Genomic DNA, 16,304 nt, shown 5'->3' with positions numbered 1-16,304 from the left:
ACCCCGCGACTGGGAGGCCGCCGCCCGCGAGGGCCGCACCATCGCCCCCCTCATCACCCGCCTCAACACCATCCGGCGCACCCACCCCGCCCTGCGCCAACTGCGTGATCTCCACTTCCACCACACCGACAAGGAGGCGGTGATCGCCTACTCGAAGCGGCGGGGTTCGAACACCGTACTGGTGGTCGTCAACCTCGACCCCCACCACACCCAGGAGGCCACGGTCTCGTTGGACATGCCACAACTCGGCCTGGACCGGCACGAGTCGGTGCCGGTGCGTGACGAGCTCACCGGTGAGACCTATCACTGGGGCAGGGCCAACTACGTGCGCCTGGAACCGGGCCGTCGGCCCGCGCACGTCTTCGCGGTTCTGCGACCGTCCACCCCGCAGATCGGAGGGTCACCCACACCATGATCGTCAATGAGCCCGTACCGGACACCTTCGAGGACACCCCGGCCAAGGACCGCGACCCGGACTGGTTCAAACGAGCCGTCTTCTACGAGGTGCTCGTCCGCTCCTTCCAGGACAGCAACGGCGACGGCGTCGGCGACCTCAAGGGCCTGACCGCCAAACTCGACTACCTCCAGTGGCTCGGCGTGGACTGCCTCTGGCTCCCGCCGTTCTTCAAGTCACCGCTCAGGGACGGCGGTTACGACGTCTCCGACTACACCGCCGTACTGCCCGAGTTCGGCGACCTGGCGGACTTCGTGGAGTTCGTCGACGCCGCCCACCAGCGCGGCATGCGGGTCATCATCGACTTCGTCATGAACCACACCAGCGACCAGCACCCGTGGTTCCAGGAGTCCCGCAAGGACCCCGACGGCCCCTACGGCGACTACTACGTCTGGGCCGACGACGACAAGCAGTTCCAGGACGCGCGGATCATCTTCGTCGACACCGAGGCGTCCAACTGGACGTACGACCCGGTCCGCAAGCAGTACTACTGGCACCGCTTCTTCTCCCACCAGCCGGACCTCAACTACGAGAACCCGTCGGTGCAGGAGGAGATGATCTCCGCCCTGAAGTTCTGGCTGGACCTCGGCATCGACGGGTTCCGGCTGGACGCGGTGCCGTACCTCTACCAGGAGGAGGGCACCAACTGCGAGAACCTCCCGGCGACCCACGCCTTCCTCAAGCGGGTCCGCAAGGAGATCGACGCCCAGTACCCGGACACGGTGCTGCTGGCCGAGGCCAACCAGTGGCCCGAGGACGTCGTCGACTACTTCGGCGACTACCCGAGCGGCGGCGACGAGTGCCACATGGCGTTCCACTTCCCGGTCATGCCGCGCATCTTCATGGCCGTACGGCGGGAGTCCCGGTACCCCGTCTCCGAGATCCTCGCCAAGACCCCGGCCATCCCCTCCCGTTGCCAGTGGGGCATCTTCCTGCGCAACCACGACGAGCTGACGCTGGAGATGGTCACCGACGAGGAACGCGACTACATGTGGGCGGAGTACGCCAAGGACCCCCGCATGCGCGCCAACATCGGCATCCGCCGCCGGCTCGCCCCGCTCCTCGACAACGACCGCAACCAGATCGAGCTGTTCACCGCCCTGCTGCTCTCCCTCCCCGGCTCGCCGATCCTCTACTACGGCGACGAGATCGGCATGGGCGACAACATCTGGCTCGGCGACCGGGACGCCGTCCGCACCCCGATGCAGTGGACCCCGGACCGCAACGCCGGGTTCTCGTCCTCCGACCCGGGACGGCTCTTCCTCCCCACGATCATGGACCCGGTCTACGGCTACCAGGTGACCAACGTCGAGGCGTCCATGTCCTCCCCGTCCTCACTGCTGCACTGGACCCGGCGGATGATCGAGATCCGCAAGCAGAACCCGGCCTTCGGCCTCGGCTCCTTCACCGAACTGCCCTCCACCAACCCGGCGGTACTGGCGTTCCTGCGCGAGTACGAGGACGACCTGGTGCTGTGCGTGCACAACTTCTCCCGGTTCGCGCAGCCCACCGAGCTGGACCTCAGCGCCTTCCACGGACGCCACCCGGTGGAGCTGTTCGGCGGGGTGCGCTTCCCGGCCATCGGTGAGCTGCCGTACCTGCTGACCCTCGGAAGCCACGGCTTCTACTGGTTCCGCCTGCGCGCGGACGCCGCCTAGAACGGCCGGGCGGGGCGGTTTCCGCCGTCCCGCCCGGGGCACGCAGAAGTAACCGCCCGACGACCCCGACGACCCCCGAGCCCGGGGAAGGGACGCGCCGCCATGCCGGATGCCGAGACCCGTACCGTCGCCAGCACCCCCGCCCTCCTCGCCTCCCTGGACCCGCTCCTGCGGGAGTGGCTGCCCCGGCAGCGCTGGTTCGCGGGCAAGGGCCGTCCGGTCACCGGGTTCTCGCTCGTCGCCGTCACCGAACTGCTGCCCGCCACCGCCCGGCTGGGCCTGGTCCACGTCCTGCTGCGGGCCCACCAGCCGGACGTGCCCGCCCCGGCCGCGCCCGAGCACCCGGGCGACTGCTACCAGCTCCTCATAGGGGTGCGCGAGGCGCTGCCGCCCCGGCTGGCGCCCGCGCTGATCGGGCATGTGCGCCAGGGACCGCTGACCGGACGCACCGTCTACGACGCCCTGTACGACACCCGGCCCGCCGAGGTGGTGCTGGAGGCCCTGCGCAGCCGGGCCCGCGTCGGCGGGCTGCGCTTCGAACGGGACCCGGAGCAGGAGATCCGCGCCGGCCTCGCGCCCCGCCTGATGAGCGCCGAGCAGTCCAACTCCTCGGTCGTCTACGGAGATACGTTCATCCTCAAGCTGTTGCGCCGGATCGTGCCGGGCGTCCACCCCGACCTGGAGCTGCCGCTGGCGCTGGCCCGCGCCGGCTGCCCCCGGGTGCCGGCCCCGACGGCGTGGATGGTGGCCGACCTGGCCGGCGGGACCTGGGTCCTGGGCGTGCTGCAGCCCTACCTCCAGGGCGCGGCCGACGGCTGGGAGCTGGCCCTGCGGGAGCTGGCCAAGGGCGAGGACTTCGCCGCCGAGGCGCGGGAGCTGGGCCGGGCCACCGCCGAGGTGCACCTGGCGCTGGCCGCGGCCCTGCCCACCGTCACCCTGGGCCGCGGGCACCTGGAGCGGATGGCCGCCGGGATGACCGAGCGGCTGGACCACGCCGTGCGCGCGGTGCCGGCGCTGCTGCCGTACGCGCCGGGGCTGCGTTCGGCGTACACCGCGCTGGCCTCGCTGGCCGCGGAGGGCCGTACCTGGACCGCCCAGCGGGTCCACGGCGACCTGCACCTCGGGCAGTGCCTGCGCTCCCCGTCCGGGCAGTGGTCGCTGATCGACTTCGAGGGCGAGCCGGCCAAACCGCTCGCCGAACGCCGGCTGCCGCAGCCGCCGGCCCGGGACATCGCGGGCATGCTCCGCTCCTTCGACTACGCCGCGCACGCGGCCGACGCCCCGCCACCGGGCTGGGCCGCGACCTGCCGGGCCGCGTACTGCACCGGATACGCGCAGGTCAGCGGGGTCGATCCGCGTACCGATCCGGTGCTGCTGCGCGCCTGCGAGACGGACAAGGCGGTCTATGAGGTGGTGTACGAGGCCCGGCACCGCCCCGACTGGCTGCCGGTCCCGCTGTCCGCGGCCCGCCGCCTGGCCGCGTCCGAACCGGCCTGACCTCTAGGAGGCTCTCCCCGTGACCCCCCGCCCGGACCCCAAGAAAGCAGCCGAGGAACAGAGCGCGGCCAAGAAGGCGAAGAAGGCGGCGGCCAAGAAGGCGACGGCCGCGAAGAAGACGACGACCGCGAAGAAGGCGGCGACCGCCAAGAAGACAGCCGAAAAGGCAGCCGCGAAGAAGACGCCGACGGCTCCGGCCCGCAAGAAGCAGGTGCCCGCGCAGCGGAGGACGGAGACCCCCGCGCCCCCCGCCGCCCCTGTCCCGGCCGTCTCCCCCGCCCTGTCCGCCGCCGACCGCGAGCGGCTGCTCGCCGGTACGCACCACGACCCGCACGCCGTACTGGGCGCCCACCCGCTGCCCGGCGGCGCGACCGCGGTCCGCGTCTTCCGGCCGTACGCGCTGGCGGTGACCGTGGTCGCCGGGGAGGCACGGGCCGAGCTGCGCGACGACGGGGACGGCTTCTTCTCCGGGCTGCTGCCGCTGCCGGAGGTCCCGGAGTACCGGCTGCTCGTCACGTACGAGGACGCCGTGCACGAGACCGAGGACGCGTACCGCTTCCTGCCCACGCTGGGCGATCTGGACCTCCACCTGATCGGCGAGGGCCGGCACGAGCAGCTGTGGCAGGCGCTCGGCGCGCACCCGATGACCTGGCAGGGCGTGACCGGCACCCGGTTCGCGGTGTGGGCGCCGAACGCGCGGGGCGTCCGGGTGGCCGGCGGCTTCACCTTCTGGGACGGCACCGGCCACCCCATGCGGTCGCTGGGCTCGTCGGGGGTGTGGGAGCTGTTCCTGCCAGGGGTCGGCGAGGGCGAGCTGTACAAGTTCGAGATCACCCGGCCCGACGGCTCCCGCACCCTGCGCGCCGATCCGCTGGCCCGCCGCACCCAGGTGCCGCCCGAGACGTCGTCGGTCGTGACCGCCTCGCACCACGAGTGGGGCGACGCGCAGTGGCTGGCCCGCCGTACGGCCACGCCCGCGCACGAGGCGCCGTTCTCGGTGTACGAGGTGCACCTGCCGTCCTGGCGGCCCGGCCGGACCTACCGCGAACTGGCCGAGGAACTCCCCGCGTACGTCAAGGACCTGGGCTTCACCCACGTCGAGCTGATGCCGGTCGCCGAGCACCCCTTCGGCGGCTCCTGGGGCTACCAGGTCACCGGCTTCTACGCGCCCACGGCCCGGCTCGGCGGCCCCGACGACTTCAAGTACCTGGTCGACCGGCTGCACCAGGCCGGGATCGGCGTCCTGATGGACTGGGTGCCGGCCCACTTCCCGCGCGACGACTGGGCGCTGGCCGAGTTCGACGGCCGCCCGCTGTACGAGCACGCGGACCCGCTGCGGGCCGCGCACCCCGACTGGGGGACGCTGGAGTTCGACTACGGGCGACGCGAGGTGCGCAACTTCCTCGTCGCCAACGCCGTGTACTGGTGCGAGGAGTTCCACATCGACGGCCTGCGGGTGGACGCCGTCGCCTCGATGCTCTACCTGGACTACTCGCGCGAGCCGGGGCAGTGGACGCCGAACGAGCACGGCGGCCGGGAGAACCTGGACGCGGTGGCCTTCCTCCAGGAGATGAACGCCACCGTCTACCGGCGCTGCCCCGGCGTCGTGACGATCGCGGAGGAGTCGACGGCCTGGGACGGCGTCACCCGCGCCACCCACCACAAGGGGCCCAGCGGCTTCGGCGGCCTCGGCTTCGGGCTGAAGTGGAACATGGGCTGGATGCACGACTCGCTCCAGTACATGAGCCACGACCCGATCCACCGGAAGTACCACCACCACGAGATGACGTTCTCGATGGTGTACGCCTACAGCGAGAACTACGTGCTGCCCATCTCGCACGACGAGGTGGTGCACGGCAAGCGGTCGCTGGTGTCGAAGATGCCGGGCGACTGGTGGCAGCAGCGCGCCAACCACCGGGCGTACCTCGGTTTCATGTGGGCCCACCCCGGCAAGCAGCTCCTCTTCATGGGCCAGGAGTTCGCGCAGGGCGCCGAGTGGTCCGAGGCGTCCGGTCCCGACTGGTGGCTGCTCGACCCGGGATACGGGGCGCAGCCCGACCACCGGGGCGTCCTGGACCTGGTCCGCGACCTGAACGCCGGCTACCGGGACGCCCCGGCGCTGTGGCGGCGCGACACCGACCCGGGCGGCTTCGAGTGGGTGGTCGGCGACGCCGCCGAGGACAACGTCTTCGCCTTCCTGCGCCGGGACACCGACGGCACCCCGCTGCTGTCGGTCTCGAACTTCTCCCCCGTCGTCCGCCCCGACTACCGCCTGGGCGTCCCCGACGACGTGCCCGCCTGGACGGAGGTCCTCAACACGGACGCCGCGCGGTACGGCGGCTCCGGCGTGGCCCAGCCCGGTCCGGTCAAGCCGGAGCCGCAGGGCCGGCACGGCCGTCCGGCGAGCGTCCGGCTGACCCTGCCGCCCCTGGCGACGGTGTGGCTGCGGCCGGCCTGACCCGCGGGTCCGCCGACGGGCGCTCGCGCGGTCCCCGCGGGACCATGGTGACGGGGAGGGTGCGGGACAGCACGAGGACCACTGCCTCCGAGACCGGCGAGGTGCATTCCGGCCATGACGACACCGCCAGCACTGGACCGCGTCAACGTCACCCATGAGTGGGGCGTCCTCAAGGAGGCGGTCGTCGGCCGCGTCATCGACTTCCGGGTCCCGGAGCGGATCCGCTCGGGACTGCCCGGCGTACTGGACTTCGTGCCCGAGAGCACCCGGCGTGACCTGCCGCGCTGGGCGGGACGGCTGTGGTCGGAGGCGGACCCGGACGGCCACGGGCGGGCCGTCGAGCAGGTCGACGGCCTGGCCCGGTTCCTGACCGGGCGCGGGGTGGCCGTCCACCGCCCGCGGGAGCTGACCGAACCCGAGCTGGGCGCGTACGGCGGCGAGGGCGACCGGTTCAGCATGCAGACGTTCGTCCGCGACCCGATGATCGTGGTCGGTGACCACGTCGTCGAGTCCGCGCTGCGGCTGCCGGCCCGCTTCAAGGAACGCTTCGGGCTGCGTCCCGTCTTCGCCGAGGCGGTGGCCCGCGGGGCGCGGTACTCGGTGATGCCGCCGCCCCCGCCGTACCGCACGACCGAGGTGCCGACGGCGACCGGGCCGTTCCTGGAGGGCGGCGACGTCCTCGTGCTGGGCCGGGACGTCCTCGTCGGCTGCGGCCTGGGCGGCACGGCGTCCGACCGGGCGGGCGCGCGGTGGCTGGCGGAACTGCTCGGGGACGGCTACCGGGTCCGGGCGGTACCGCTGAGCGAACGGGTGATCCACCTCGACGACGGTCTCACCGCCGTCCGCGAGGGCCTGGCGGTGGTCTGCCGGGAGCAGTACCCCGAGGGCGTACCGCACCCGGTCGCGGACTGGGAGCTGATCGACGTCTCCCTGTCCGACGCCGTGAACCTGCTGGCCGGCAACAGCCTCGTCCTCGGCCCCGGCGAGGTCGTCGTCGACACGCGGCTGACCGACCTCGCCGAGGCGCTGACCGCGCGCGACGTCACCGTGCACACCCTGCCCTTCGACGCCGTGACCCCGTTCGCCGGCGGCTTCCGCTGCGCGCACCATCCGCTGGTGCGCGAGTGAGCCGGGAAGGTGACGTCGGGTCCTAGACCACGTCCAGCAGCCCCTTCGGCAACGGCCCCGTGTGCAGCACCCCGAGCCGCTGTGTCGCCCGGGTCAGGGCGACGTACAGGTCGCTCGTCCCGTACCGGCCCGGTTCGACGACCAGGACGGAGTCGAACTCCAGGCCCTTGGACTGGCGGGGGTCGAGCAGGACGACCGCGCGGGTCAGGTCGGGGCCGGTGCCCGCCGTGACGCCGTCCAGCCGGGCGGCGAGGGCCTCGTGCAGGTCGCGCGGGGCGATGACGGCGAGGCGGCCCTCGTCGGGGGTGAGTTCGGCGACCGCGTCGGCCACCGCCGCCGGCAGGTCGTCGACGGCGCGGACGAAGGGGCGTACGCCGGTGGACCGTACCGAGCTGGGCGGCTCGAAGGCCGGGTCCTCGGCGCGGACCACGGCCGCCGCGACGTCCATGATCTCGGCGGGGGTGCGGTAGTTGACGCCGAGGCGGGTGTGCTCCCAGCGGTCCTCGACGTAGGGGGCGAGGATCTCCGACCAGGAGCCGACCCCGGCCGCCTCCGCGGTCTGCGCCGGGTCGCCGACCAGCGTCATCGAACGGGTCGGGCTGCGGCGCATCAGCAGCCGCCAGGCCATGGGCGACAGCTCCTGCGCCTCGTCGACGATGATGTGGCCGAAGGCCCAGGTCCGGTCGGCGGCGGCGCGCTCCGCGGCGCTGCGGTGGTCGTCCTCCTCCTGGCGTTCGGCGAACCGCTCGGCGTCGATGATGTCGTGCGCGGACAGGACCTCGGAGTCCTCCTCCTCCTTGTCCTCGAACTCGTACGTCCGGGAGGCGTAGGAGACGTCCAGGACCCCCTGCGCGTACGCCACCTGCTCCTCCCGCTCGCGGGCGGCCCGGTCGCGGGCCAACCGGTCGTCCTCGCCGAGCAGCTCGGCGGCCTCGTCGAGGAGCGGTACGTCGGCCTCCGTCCAGCGCCGGGTCACCGGGCGGCGTACGGCGGCGGCGTCCTCGGCGGGCAGGAACTCCTCCGGCGCGGCGAGGAAGTCGGCCACCAGCCGCTGCGGGGTGATCCGGGGCCAGAGCCGGTCGATGGCGGACCAGACGTCCGGGTTCTCGGCGAGTTCGTCGCGGATCTGGGTGATGTCGGCGGCGTCCAGGAGGCTGCTGCCGTCGTAGGGGTCGGTGCCGATGCGCTCGGCGTACAGGTCGGTGAGCGTGTTGAGGATGTGGCCCTCGAAGTGCTCGCGGGCCGCGTTGTGCGCCAGCTTCGCGGCACGGGTGCGCTCCCGGGCCACCCTGACCAGGTCGTCGTCGAGCATCAGGATCTCGCGCTCGTGCTCGATGGCGATCACCGGGTCGGGCAGCGCCTGCCGGGCGCGGACCACCTCGGCGAGTACGCCGGCCATCGAGGCCCGGCCCTTCACGGCCGCCGCCTCGGCGGTGTCCGTCGCGGTCGCCTTCACGCCGGGGAACAGCTCACCGACGGTGGCCAGCAGGACACCGGTCTCGCCGAGGGAGGGCAGCACCTCGCCGATGTAGCCGAGGAAGGCCGGGTTGGGGCCGACGATGAGGACGGCGCGCTTGGCCAGCAGTTCCCGGTGCTCGTAGAGCAGGTACGCCGCCCGGTGCAGGGCGACGGCGGTCTTGCCGGTGCCGGGGCCGCCCTCGACGACCAGGACGCCGCGGTGCGGGGCGCGGATGACGCGGTCCTGGTCGGCCTGGATGGTCTGCACGATGTCGCCCATGCGGCCGGTGCGCGCCGAGTTCAGCGCGGCCAGCAGCACGGCGTCGCCGGACGGGTCCTCGTACCCGGTGCGGGTGGCGTCGCCGAGGTCGAGGATCTCGTCGTGCAGGGCGGTGACCGTGCGGCCCTCGCTGGTGATGTGCCGGCGGCGGCGCAGGCCCATCGGGGTGTGGCCGGTGGCCAGGTAGAAGGGGCGGGCGACATCGGCCCGCCAGTCGATCAGGACCGGGGTGCGTTCGGCGTCGTCGGCGCGCAGCCCGATCCGGCCGATGTGGTGGTCCTCCCCGGAGGTGAGGTCGATCCGGCCGAAGCAGAGCGAGCCGTCCACCGCGTTCAGCGCGGCGAGCAGCCCGGAGCGCTCCGCGACCAGGATGTCCCTCTCCAGCCGGGCCTGCATGGGGGTGTCGCCCTGCGCGAGCGCGTCGGTGACCGAGGACGCGGTCTCGCCGCGCAGCGCGTCCACACGCGCGTACAGGCCGTCGATGAATTCCTGCTCGTGCCGCAATGCATCGTCCGGAAATCCAGAGTTCGACGTGTTTGACAATTCTGCTCCCACCCGGATATACTGCGCGCATGAACTTCTTTGCGACTCATGTCTGTATAAAGTCGCGAACCACCTAATGTACGCAAGAAAATCCCCCGAGCGCAATTGCTCGGGGGATTTGTTGTGTTCCGGCCGGCCCTGACCGCCTGGTCAGAGTACTTCCGACAGCTCTTCCAGAAGCTTGCGCTTGGGCCGGGCGCCCACCATGGACCGCACCGGCTCGCCGTTCCGGAAGACCATAAAGGTCGGCATGGACAGCACCTTGTAGGCGTTGGTCGTGTCGGGATTCTTGTCCACGTTCAGCTGGACCACCCGGAGCCGTCCGGCCTCCTCCTCGGCCACGGCGGCGAGCACCGGACCCATCTGCCGGCACGGCGGGCACCAGTCGGCGGTGAACTCCACCAGCACCGGCAGCTCCGCCTCGATCACCTCCGCCGCGAAGTCGGCGTCCGACACCTCGGCCACACCCTTGATCACCATGCGTGTCCTCCCAGTTCGCAGCGCGGCTCCGGTCCCTCCGCAGCCGCCGCCTCGGCCCGCGCCAGCTGCGCCGCCACCGTGGACCGCACCCCGCGCAGCTCGCCGATCAGCGCGTCCAGCTCCGCCAGCTTGCGCCGGTACACCGCGAGCGACGCCGGGCAGGAGTCGCCCTCGGGGTGACCGGCCCGCAGACACTCCACGAAGGGCCGGGTCTCCTCCAGGTCGAACCCGAAGTCCCGCAGCGTCCTGATCTGCTCCAGCAGCTTCACATCGCGCTCGTCGTAGGTCCGGTGCCCGTGCTCGTCGCGCCGCGCGGGCAGCAGCCCGCGGGACTCGTAGTACCGCAGGGTGCGCGTCGTGGTCCCGGCGCGTGCGGCCAGCTCGCCGATTCGCATACGGACGAACGTAAGCCTTGACGCGGACGTCAAGGCAAGGGGAGGGGAAGGAGGAGAGGTCCGGGCGGCTGAGCAACGGGGGGAGTCCCAGCCGCCCGGGGTTCTGGGGGGAAGGGATCAGGCCTTGGCCAGTTCCTTCTCGTGGCCCTGCTCGGGCAGGTCGGCCGAGTCGTCGTCGTGGCCGCCGTGACCGTCGGCGCCGTCGTCGAGGAGTGTCCGCTCGTCGAACGGGACCCGTCCGGCCAGCACCTCAGCGACCCGCTCCTTGTCGATCTCCTTGGTCCAGGTGCCGATCAGGACGGTGGCGACGGCGTTGCCCGCGAAGTTGGTCAGGGCGCGGGCCTCGCTCATGAAGCGGTCGATGCCGACGATCAGGCCGATGCCGTCGACCAGGGCGGGCTTGTGCGACTGGAGACCGCCGGCCAGCGTCGCCAGGCCCGCGCCGGTGACACCGGCGGCGCCCTTGGAGGCGACGAACAGGAACAGCAGCAGCGGGATCTGCTCACCGATGGACATCGGCGTACCCATCGCGTCGGCGATGAACAGCGAGGCCATGGTCATGTAGATCATGGTGCCGTCGAGGTTGAAGGAGTAGCCGGTCGGGACGGTGATGCCGACCACCGGCTTGCTGACGCCCAGGTGCTCCATCTTGGCGATGAGGCGGGGCAGCGCCGACTCCGAGGAGGACGTCGACAGGATCAGCAGGAACTCCCGGCCCAGGTACTTGAAGAGCGAGAGCGCGTTGACACCGGTGCAGATCTTCAGCAGGGCGCCGAGGACGACGATGACGAACAGGACGCAGGTGACGTAGAAGCCGAGCATCAGCACGGCCAGGCTCTTCAGGGCATCGATGCCCGCCGAACCGGTCACGGCGGCCATCGCGCCGAACGCGCCGACCGGGGCGGCCCACATGATCATGGCGAGGACGCGGAAGACCAGGCGCTGGATGTGCTCGATGCCGCGCAGCACGGGCCGGCCGGCGTTGCCCATCGCCTGGAGCGCGAAGCCGCAGAGCAGGGCGATCAGCAGGGTCTGGAGGACCTCGCCCTCGGTGAACGCCGAGACGATCGTGGTCGGGATGATGCCGAGCAGGAACTCGGTGGTGCCCTTGGCCTCCGCGTCGACCTGCGCGTGACCGGTCTCCTTGACGGCGTCGGTGACCGCGAGGCCGGTGCCCGGGTCCAGGATGTTGCCGACGATCAGGCCGATCGCCAGGGCGACCAGCGACATGACCATGAAGTAGGCGAGGGCGATACCGCCCACCGCGCCGACCTTCGCCGCCTTGCGCACCGAACCGATGCCGAGCACGATCGTGCAGAAGATGATCGGCGAGATCATCATCTTGATCAGGTTGACGAAGCCGGTCCCGATCGGCTTCAGCTCGACCGCGAAGTCCGGCGCGATCAGACCGACGGCGATACCGAGGGCGACCGCGACGATCACCGCGATGTAGAGATAGTGCGTGCGGTCCCGCTTGGCGGGGGGTGCGGCTGGTGCCGTATCGGTTGCGCTGGTCACGGCGGCCCTCCTTGGCGACGTCGGTGTCACCGGCGTGCGGCTCACGTCCGGGGTGGGGGAACCCGGTGACTATCTCGTGCCCTGTGAGCGCGGTCACCCTTGTGTTCATTTAGTTCACAATCAGCCAAGAGGGAGACTGTCGGCATGCGCCTCCGTGTCCCCCGCCCCCGCAGCCTGGCCGCACAGCTCTTCGCCGTGCAGGCCGTGCTGATCGCGGTGCTGGTGGCCGGATACGCGGTGTTCACCTACGTCAACGACCGGGGGCAGGCCGAGTCCGCCGCCGGACGCGAGGCGCGGGCCGTGGCCCTGTCGATAGCCGGCTCCCCGTCCGTACGGGAGGCGATCCGGACGTCCGACCCGTCGGCGCGGTTGCAGCCGTACGCGGTACGGGTCATGGCGGACACCGAGGTCGACTTCGTCACGATCATGAGCCCCGAGGGCATCCGCTGGACCCACCCCGACCCCGAGCAGATCGGCCGCGCCTTCCGGGGCCACATCGAGCCCGCCCTGGCCGGCCGCACGTTCACCGAGACCTACACCGGCACGCTCGGCCCCTCGGTCCGCGCGGTGACGCCGGTACGGGACGGCGGGCGCGTCGTCGGCCTGGTCAGCGCCGGCATCAAGGTCGACGAGATCAGCAAGCTGGCCCGGGAACAGCTGACGGCCCTGCTCACGGCGGCGGCCGGGGCGCTGGCCCTCGGCGCGGTCGGCACGTACGTCATCAACGCGCGGCTGCGTCGGCACACCCACGGCATGAACGCGGCCGAGCTGAGCCGGATGCACGACTACCACCAGGCGGCCCTGCACGCGGTGCGCGAGGGCCTGCTGATGCTGGACGGGCAGCACCGGGTGGCGCTGATCAACGACGGCGGCCGGGAGCTGCTGGGGGTCGACGGCGAGGTGGTCGGCACGGGGGTGGCGGACCTCGGCCTCCCGGCCCCGCTGACGGGCGCGCTGCTCGCCTCGGAGCGGCGGACGGACGAGGTGCACCTCACCACGGACCGCGTCCTGGTGGTGAACACCTCCCCGGTCTCCGGCGGTGAACGCCGCGGCACGGTCGTCACCCTGCGCGACGTCACCCAGCTCCAGTCCCTGATGGGCGAGCTGAACTCGGAGCGCGGCTTCTCCCAGGCTCTGCGCTCCCAGGCCCACGAGGCCGCGAACCGCCTCCACACGGTCGTGTCGCTGATCGAGCTGGGCCGCGCGCAGGAGGCGGTGGAGTTCGCCACGGCGGAACTGGAACTGGCCCAGGCGCTCACCGACCAGGTGGTGGCGGCGGTCGGCGAACCGGTCCTGGCCGCGCTGCTCCTCGGCAAGACGGCCCAGGCCAACGAGCGGGGCGTGGAACTGGTCGTCTCCCCCGACTCCCGCCTGGACGACGGCCTCCTCCCCCCGTCCCTCCCCGCCCGCGACCTGGTCACCATCCTGGGCAACCTGATCGACAACGCGGTGGACGCGGCGCAGGGCGGGGTCCGGCCCCGGGTGACGGTGACGGCGTACACGGACCGCGAACGCCTGGTGCTCCGGGTCTCCGACACCGGCCCCGGGGTCGACCCCGACCACGCCGACCTGGTCTTCCAGCGCGGCTTCTCCACCAAGCCGGCCGGCCCCGGCGGACGGGGCCTGGGCCTCGCCCTGGTCCGCCAGGCGGTCCACCGCCACGGCGGCACCCTGTCGGTGACGGAGGCGGCGGGCGGCGGGGCGTCCTTCGAGGCGGAACTGCCTCTGACGGCGGTACGGGCATGACGGCCATCCGCGTCCTGGTGGTCGAGGACGACCCGGTCGCCGCCGACGCGCACGTGATGTACGTCGGCCGGGTGCCGGGCTTCACCGCCGTGGGCAAGGCGCACTCCGGCGCGGAGGCCCGCCGCGTGCTGGACCGCACCGCGGTCGACCTGATCCTCCTCGACCTGCACCTGCCCGACGTGCACGGACTGCAACTGGCCCGCACCCTGCGCGCCGCCGGCCACCGCGCCGACGTGATCGCGGTGACGTCGGCGCGCGACCTGACGGTGGTCCGCGAGGGCGTCTCCCTGGGCGTCGTCCAGTACGTCCTGAAGCCGTTCACCTTCGCGACCCTGCGCGACCGTCTCGTCCGGTACGCCGAGTTCCGGGGTGCCGCCGGGGAGGCGAGCGGCCAGGACGAGGTCGACCGCGCGCTGGCCACGCTGCGCCCACCGGGGCCGGCGGCGCTGCCGAAGGGCTTGAGCGCACCGACCCTGGAGCGGGTCACGGAGGCACTGCGCGGCTCGGAGGGCCTGACGGCGGCCGGGGTCGGGGAGGCGGTCGGCATCTCCCGCATCACCGCCCGCCGCTACCTGGAACACCTCGTCGACACCGGCCGCGCGGCCCGACGCCCGCAGTACGGGGCGGTGGGGCGGCCGGAGTTGCAGTACCGGTGGGTGCGGGGGCGCTGACCGCCGGCTTCACGCCCCCGGCAGTACCGCCCACATCCGCGTCCCGCCGCCGGGCTCCCGGGCCTCGCCGAATCCCCAGTCACCGCCGTACGCCCGCACTGCCCGCCCCAGCATCCGCGACGCGGCTCGCCTCCGAGCATCGCAGGCCGCGGCAAGCCGGGGGTGCGCGTGCCGGGCGTGTCCGTCGTGAAGGACGACGCTCAACTCGCCGCGCTGGTACCGCAGGGACCCGTACACCGCGCTGCCGGGCGTCAACCGTCCAGTACCAGCGACCAGTTCGGAGACGACCAGGACCGCAGCGTCCGTCATGGCGGCTCAGCCGACCCCTCAGCCCTCACCCAGACCCCGTCCCACCCCGCGAACCGGACCGCACCCAACACCGAACAGCCATCGCAAAGGTCCAGCGGCTTCACGGTCCGCATACCGCCACTGTGACCGACTGCTCCCGGGCAGTCACCGACACCGACGACAACGCGTACATCGCCGTAGCCGACCAGAGGGACCACCCACTCACCGACACCCGCGAAGCCCTCCGCGCCCTCGTCCTCGGCATCAAGGCCGGGGCCGCCGGCCACCACCTGCTGTGACCGCCAGGTCGGGGTCAGGCCCCGCCCCAGACCGGCACATCCGCCCCCCACACCCCCGCCGGCCGCGCCCAGTTCACCGGACCCCCCTCGTACGCCACCGGCGGCAGCGCGTGCCGCAGGCGGCCCATGGGGCTGTCCGTCTCGGCCAGCCGGCGCCCGGCGTCGAAGCCGTCCCCCTCGCCCTCGCCCGGTGCGGAGGCCAAGTCGTGGAGCAGCCAGTGCGCGGTCCGCGCCAGGGCCAGCCGGACCAGGCGGCTGCCGCCCGTGCGGTGCTGCCCGGTGAGGGCGCGCAGCACCCCGGCCGCCAACAGGTAGCCGGTGCCGTGGTCGAGCGCCTGGGCGGGCAGCGCGCCGGGCGCGTCCGGGGAACCCTCCAGCTGAGCGATGCCGGTGGCCGCCTGGACCAGGCTGTCGAAGCCGCGGCGCTCGTGCCACGGGCCGTCATGGCCCCACGCGGAGAGCTGGGCGATCACGAGACCCGGCCGGCGCTCCGCGAGTGCCTCGGGCGACAGTCCGAACCGGTCCAGCGCACCCGGGCGGTACCCGGTGACCACCACGTCGGCCTCGTCGAGCAGTGCCTCGAAGACCCGGCGGCCGGTGGGGTCCGCCAGGTCCAGGGTGGCCGACCGTTTCCCCATGCCCGTGTCGTTGTGGGCCTCCTGGCTCTCCGGCAGCCACGGGGCGTCGATCCGCAGCACGTCCGCGCCGAGCAGCGCCAGCGTCCGCGTGGCGACCGGCCCGGCGAGCACACGGGTCAGGTCCAGGACGCGCAGCCCCGCGCACGGCAGCGCGGCTTCGGCGAGTACCCGGCGCGGGGCGTCGTCGAGGCGCGCGGTCGTCAGCACCGGTCGCTCCGCGACCAGGGCGCCCTGCTCGGTCCTGGCCCACTCCCCCGGGCCGCGTACCGCGACGGCCAGGCCGCCCGCCGCGTACACGGCTTCCTCCACCTCCAGCGCGGTACGCTCCGCGACCGCCCGCGCCACCGCGTCCACCGCCGCCTCGCCCGCGTCCCCCGGCACCCCGAGGGCGGCGAGCAGACGGGCCCGGTGGTGGGGGTAGTTGGCGTGCGTACGGACCCACCCGTCGGCCGCCCGCCAGAACCGGGACAGCGGCGCGAACGCCGACCACGCCCGCCCGTCGACCCGCACCAGCCGGTCGCTGAGGAACGCCGCCGCGACCGCCTCGTCGTCCACCCGGACTCGCGGCACGGGCCGCCCCGTGCGCGGGGACGTCAGCTCGGCGGCTGCCAGCGAGCAGACCGCCACGGTGGCCCGCGCCAGCTCCATGACGGGCAACCGCGCCGGCAGTCCCCCGGACGGGCCGCCGTAGGACACCCGGTCGAGCAAGGAGGGATCGGCACCCAGTGCCACCCAAGCCTGCGACGCACCCAAGGCGACGGAAGAGCCGACGGAAGAACCCATCCCTCCACTA

General features: G+C 72.7%; 13 protein-coding genes and 1 pseudogene. 8 read left to right on the top strand and 6 right to left on the bottom strand.

The window, feature by feature from the left end:
* From ACZ3IG_RS13450 to ACZ3IG_RS13430, 5 genes and pseudogenes are all read left to right on the top strand, one after another.
* A pseudogene (locus ACZ3IG_RS13450) lies at positions 1 to 415 on the top strand (alpha-1,4-glucan--maltose-1-phosphate maltosyltransferase); the annotation flags it as partial.
* A complete protein-coding gene (treS, locus tag ACZ3IG_RS13445) occupies positions 412 to 2,112 on the top strand; it encodes a maltose alpha-D-glucosyltransferase (protein ID WP_403545073.1) in 1,701 nt (566 codons plus the stop codon). The pseudogene ACZ3IG_RS13450 and the gene treS, both read left to right, overlap by 4 nt.
* A gap of 102 nt (positions 2,113 to 2,214) precedes the next feature.
* The gene (locus tag ACZ3IG_RS13440; protein WP_467431629.1) at positions 2,215 to 3,609 is read left to right on the top strand and encodes a maltokinase N-terminal cap-like domain-containing protein; all 1,395 of its coding nucleotides are present in this window, start codon (positions 2,215 to 2,217) and stop codon (positions 3,607 to 3,609) included.
* 19 nt (positions 3,610 to 3,628) lie between these two features.
* Entirely contained in the window at positions 3,629 to 6,067 is a 2,439-nt protein-coding gene (gene glgB / locus ACZ3IG_RS13435) for a 1,4-alpha-glucan branching enzyme (protein WP_467431626.1), read from the top strand.
* A 114-nt stretch (positions 6,068 to 6,181) separates the two neighbouring features.
* Entirely contained in the window at positions 6,182 to 7,195 is a 1,014-nt protein-coding gene (locus ACZ3IG_RS13430; protein WP_467431624.1) for an amidinotransferase, read from the top strand.
* 22 nt (positions 7,196 to 7,217) lie between these two features.
* On the opposite strand, the gene ACZ3IG_RS13425 is transcribed toward ACZ3IG_RS13430, so the two are convergent.
* The 4 genes from ACZ3IG_RS13425 to ACZ3IG_RS13410 all read right to left on the bottom strand — a co-directional run bounded on the left by ACZ3IG_RS13425 (position 7,218) and on the right by ACZ3IG_RS13410 (position 11,869).
* A complete protein-coding gene (locus ACZ3IG_RS13425) occupies positions 7,218 to 9,437 on the bottom strand; it encodes a HelD family protein (protein WP_467431622.1) in 2,220 nt (739 codons plus the stop codon).
* 189 nt (positions 9,438 to 9,626) lie between these two features.
* A complete protein-coding gene (gene trxA / locus ACZ3IG_RS13420) occupies positions 9,627 to 9,956 on the bottom strand; it encodes a thioredoxin (RefSeq protein WP_467431620.1) in 330 nt (109 codons plus the stop codon).
* On the bottom strand, positions 9,950 to 10,351 hold the full coding sequence (locus ACZ3IG_RS13415; protein WP_215173376.1) for a MerR family transcriptional regulator: 402 nt from the start codon (positions 10,349 to 10,351) through the stop codon (positions 9,950 to 9,952). Before ACZ3IG_RS13415 ends, trxA begins: the two co-directional genes overlap by 7 nt.
* Positions 10,352 to 10,468: 117 nt before the next feature.
* On the bottom strand, positions 10,469 to 11,869 hold the full coding sequence (locus ACZ3IG_RS13410; RefSeq protein WP_467431616.1) for a cation:dicarboxylate symporter family transporter: 1,401 nt from the start codon (positions 11,867 to 11,869) through the stop codon (positions 10,469 to 10,471).
* A 144-nt stretch (positions 11,870 to 12,013) separates the two neighbouring features.
* Here ACZ3IG_RS13410 and ACZ3IG_RS13405 point away from each other — a divergent pair, with 144 nt between their 5' ends.
* Together ACZ3IG_RS13405 and ACZ3IG_RS13400 are read left to right on the top strand one after the other, a co-directional pair.
* Positions 12,014 to 13,615, top strand: coding sequence for a sensor histidine kinase (locus ACZ3IG_RS13405; protein WP_467431613.1), 1,602 nt, complete (start codon positions 12,014 to 12,016; stop codon positions 13,613 to 13,615).
* Positions 13,612 to 14,286 carry a response regulator gene (locus ACZ3IG_RS13400; RefSeq protein WP_467431611.1) on the top strand — a complete coding sequence of 225 codons (675 nt, stop codon included), beginning with the start codon at positions 13,612 to 13,614 and terminating at the stop codon, positions 14,284 to 14,286. Before ACZ3IG_RS13405 ends, ACZ3IG_RS13400 begins: the two co-directional genes overlap by 4 nt.
* Positions 14,287 to 14,295: 9 nt before the next feature.
* Here ACZ3IG_RS13400 and ACZ3IG_RS13395 read toward each other — a convergent pair whose 3' ends face one another.
* Positions 14,296 to 14,595, bottom strand: a complete 300-nt coding sequence (locus ACZ3IG_RS13395) for a hypothetical protein (RefSeq protein WP_467431608.1) — start codon at positions 14,593 to 14,595, stop codon at positions 14,296 to 14,298.
* Positions 14,596 to 14,717: 122 nt separating this feature from the next.
* On the opposite strand from ACZ3IG_RS13395, the gene ACZ3IG_RS13390 reads away from it, so the two are divergent.
* Positions 14,718 to 14,873 (top strand): hypothetical protein, encoded by a 156-nt coding sequence (locus ACZ3IG_RS13390; RefSeq protein WP_467431606.1) that lies wholly within the window; start codon positions 14,718 to 14,720, stop codon positions 14,871 to 14,873.
* 14 nt (positions 14,874 to 14,887) lie between these two features.
* On the opposite strand, the gene ACZ3IG_RS13385 is transcribed toward ACZ3IG_RS13390, so the two are convergent.
* Complete coding sequence (locus ACZ3IG_RS13385; RefSeq protein WP_467431604.1) at positions 14,888 to 16,294, bottom strand: CoA transferase; 1,407 nt, start codon at positions 16,292 to 16,294, stop codon at positions 14,888 to 14,890.
* Between the last annotated feature and the right edge of the window lie 10 nt (positions 16,295 to 16,304).

The sequence above is a fragment of the Streptomyces sp. NPDC016677 genome (assembly GCF_055562815.1).
Note: the sequence above shows the minus strand (reverse complement) of the source record. Positions and strands in the feature narration are given on the sequence as shown.

Bases quoted from the DNA above. Each gene is read 5' to 3' on its own strand.
- ACZ3IG_RS13405 (WP_467431613.1), top strand. From the start codon at position 12,014: ATGCGCCTCCGTGTCCCCCGCCCCCGCAGCCTGGCCGCACAGCTCTTC.
- ACZ3IG_RS13385 (WP_467431604.1), bottom strand. From the start codon at position 16,294: ATGGGTTCTTCCGTCGGCTCTTCCGTCGCCTTGGGTGCGTCGCAGGCT.
- ACZ3IG_RS13395 (WP_467431608.1), bottom strand. From the start codon at position 14,595: ATGACGGACGCTGCGGTCCTGGTCGTCTCCGAACTGGTCGCTGGTACT.
- ACZ3IG_RS13430 (WP_467431624.1), top strand. From the start codon at position 6,182: ATGACGACACCGCCAGCACTGGACCGCGTCAACGTCACCCATGAGTGG.
- ACZ3IG_RS13415 (WP_215173376.1), bottom strand. From the start codon at position 10,351: ATGCGAATCGGCGAGCTGGCCGCACGCGCCGGGACCACGACGCGCACC.
- trxA (WP_467431620.1), bottom strand. From the start codon at position 9,956: ATGGTGATCAAGGGTGTGGCCGAGGTGTCGGACGCCGACTTCGCGGCG.
- ACZ3IG_RS13440 (WP_467431629.1), top strand. From the start codon at position 2,215: ATGCCGGATGCCGAGACCCGTACCGTCGCCAGCACCCCCGCCCTCCTC.
- treS (WP_403545073.1), top strand. From the start codon at position 412: ATGATCGTCAATGAGCCCGTACCGGACACCTTCGAGGACACCCCGGCC.
- ACZ3IG_RS13400 (WP_467431611.1), top strand. From the start codon at position 13,612: ATGACGGCCATCCGCGTCCTGGTGGTCGAGGACGACCCGGTCGCCGCC.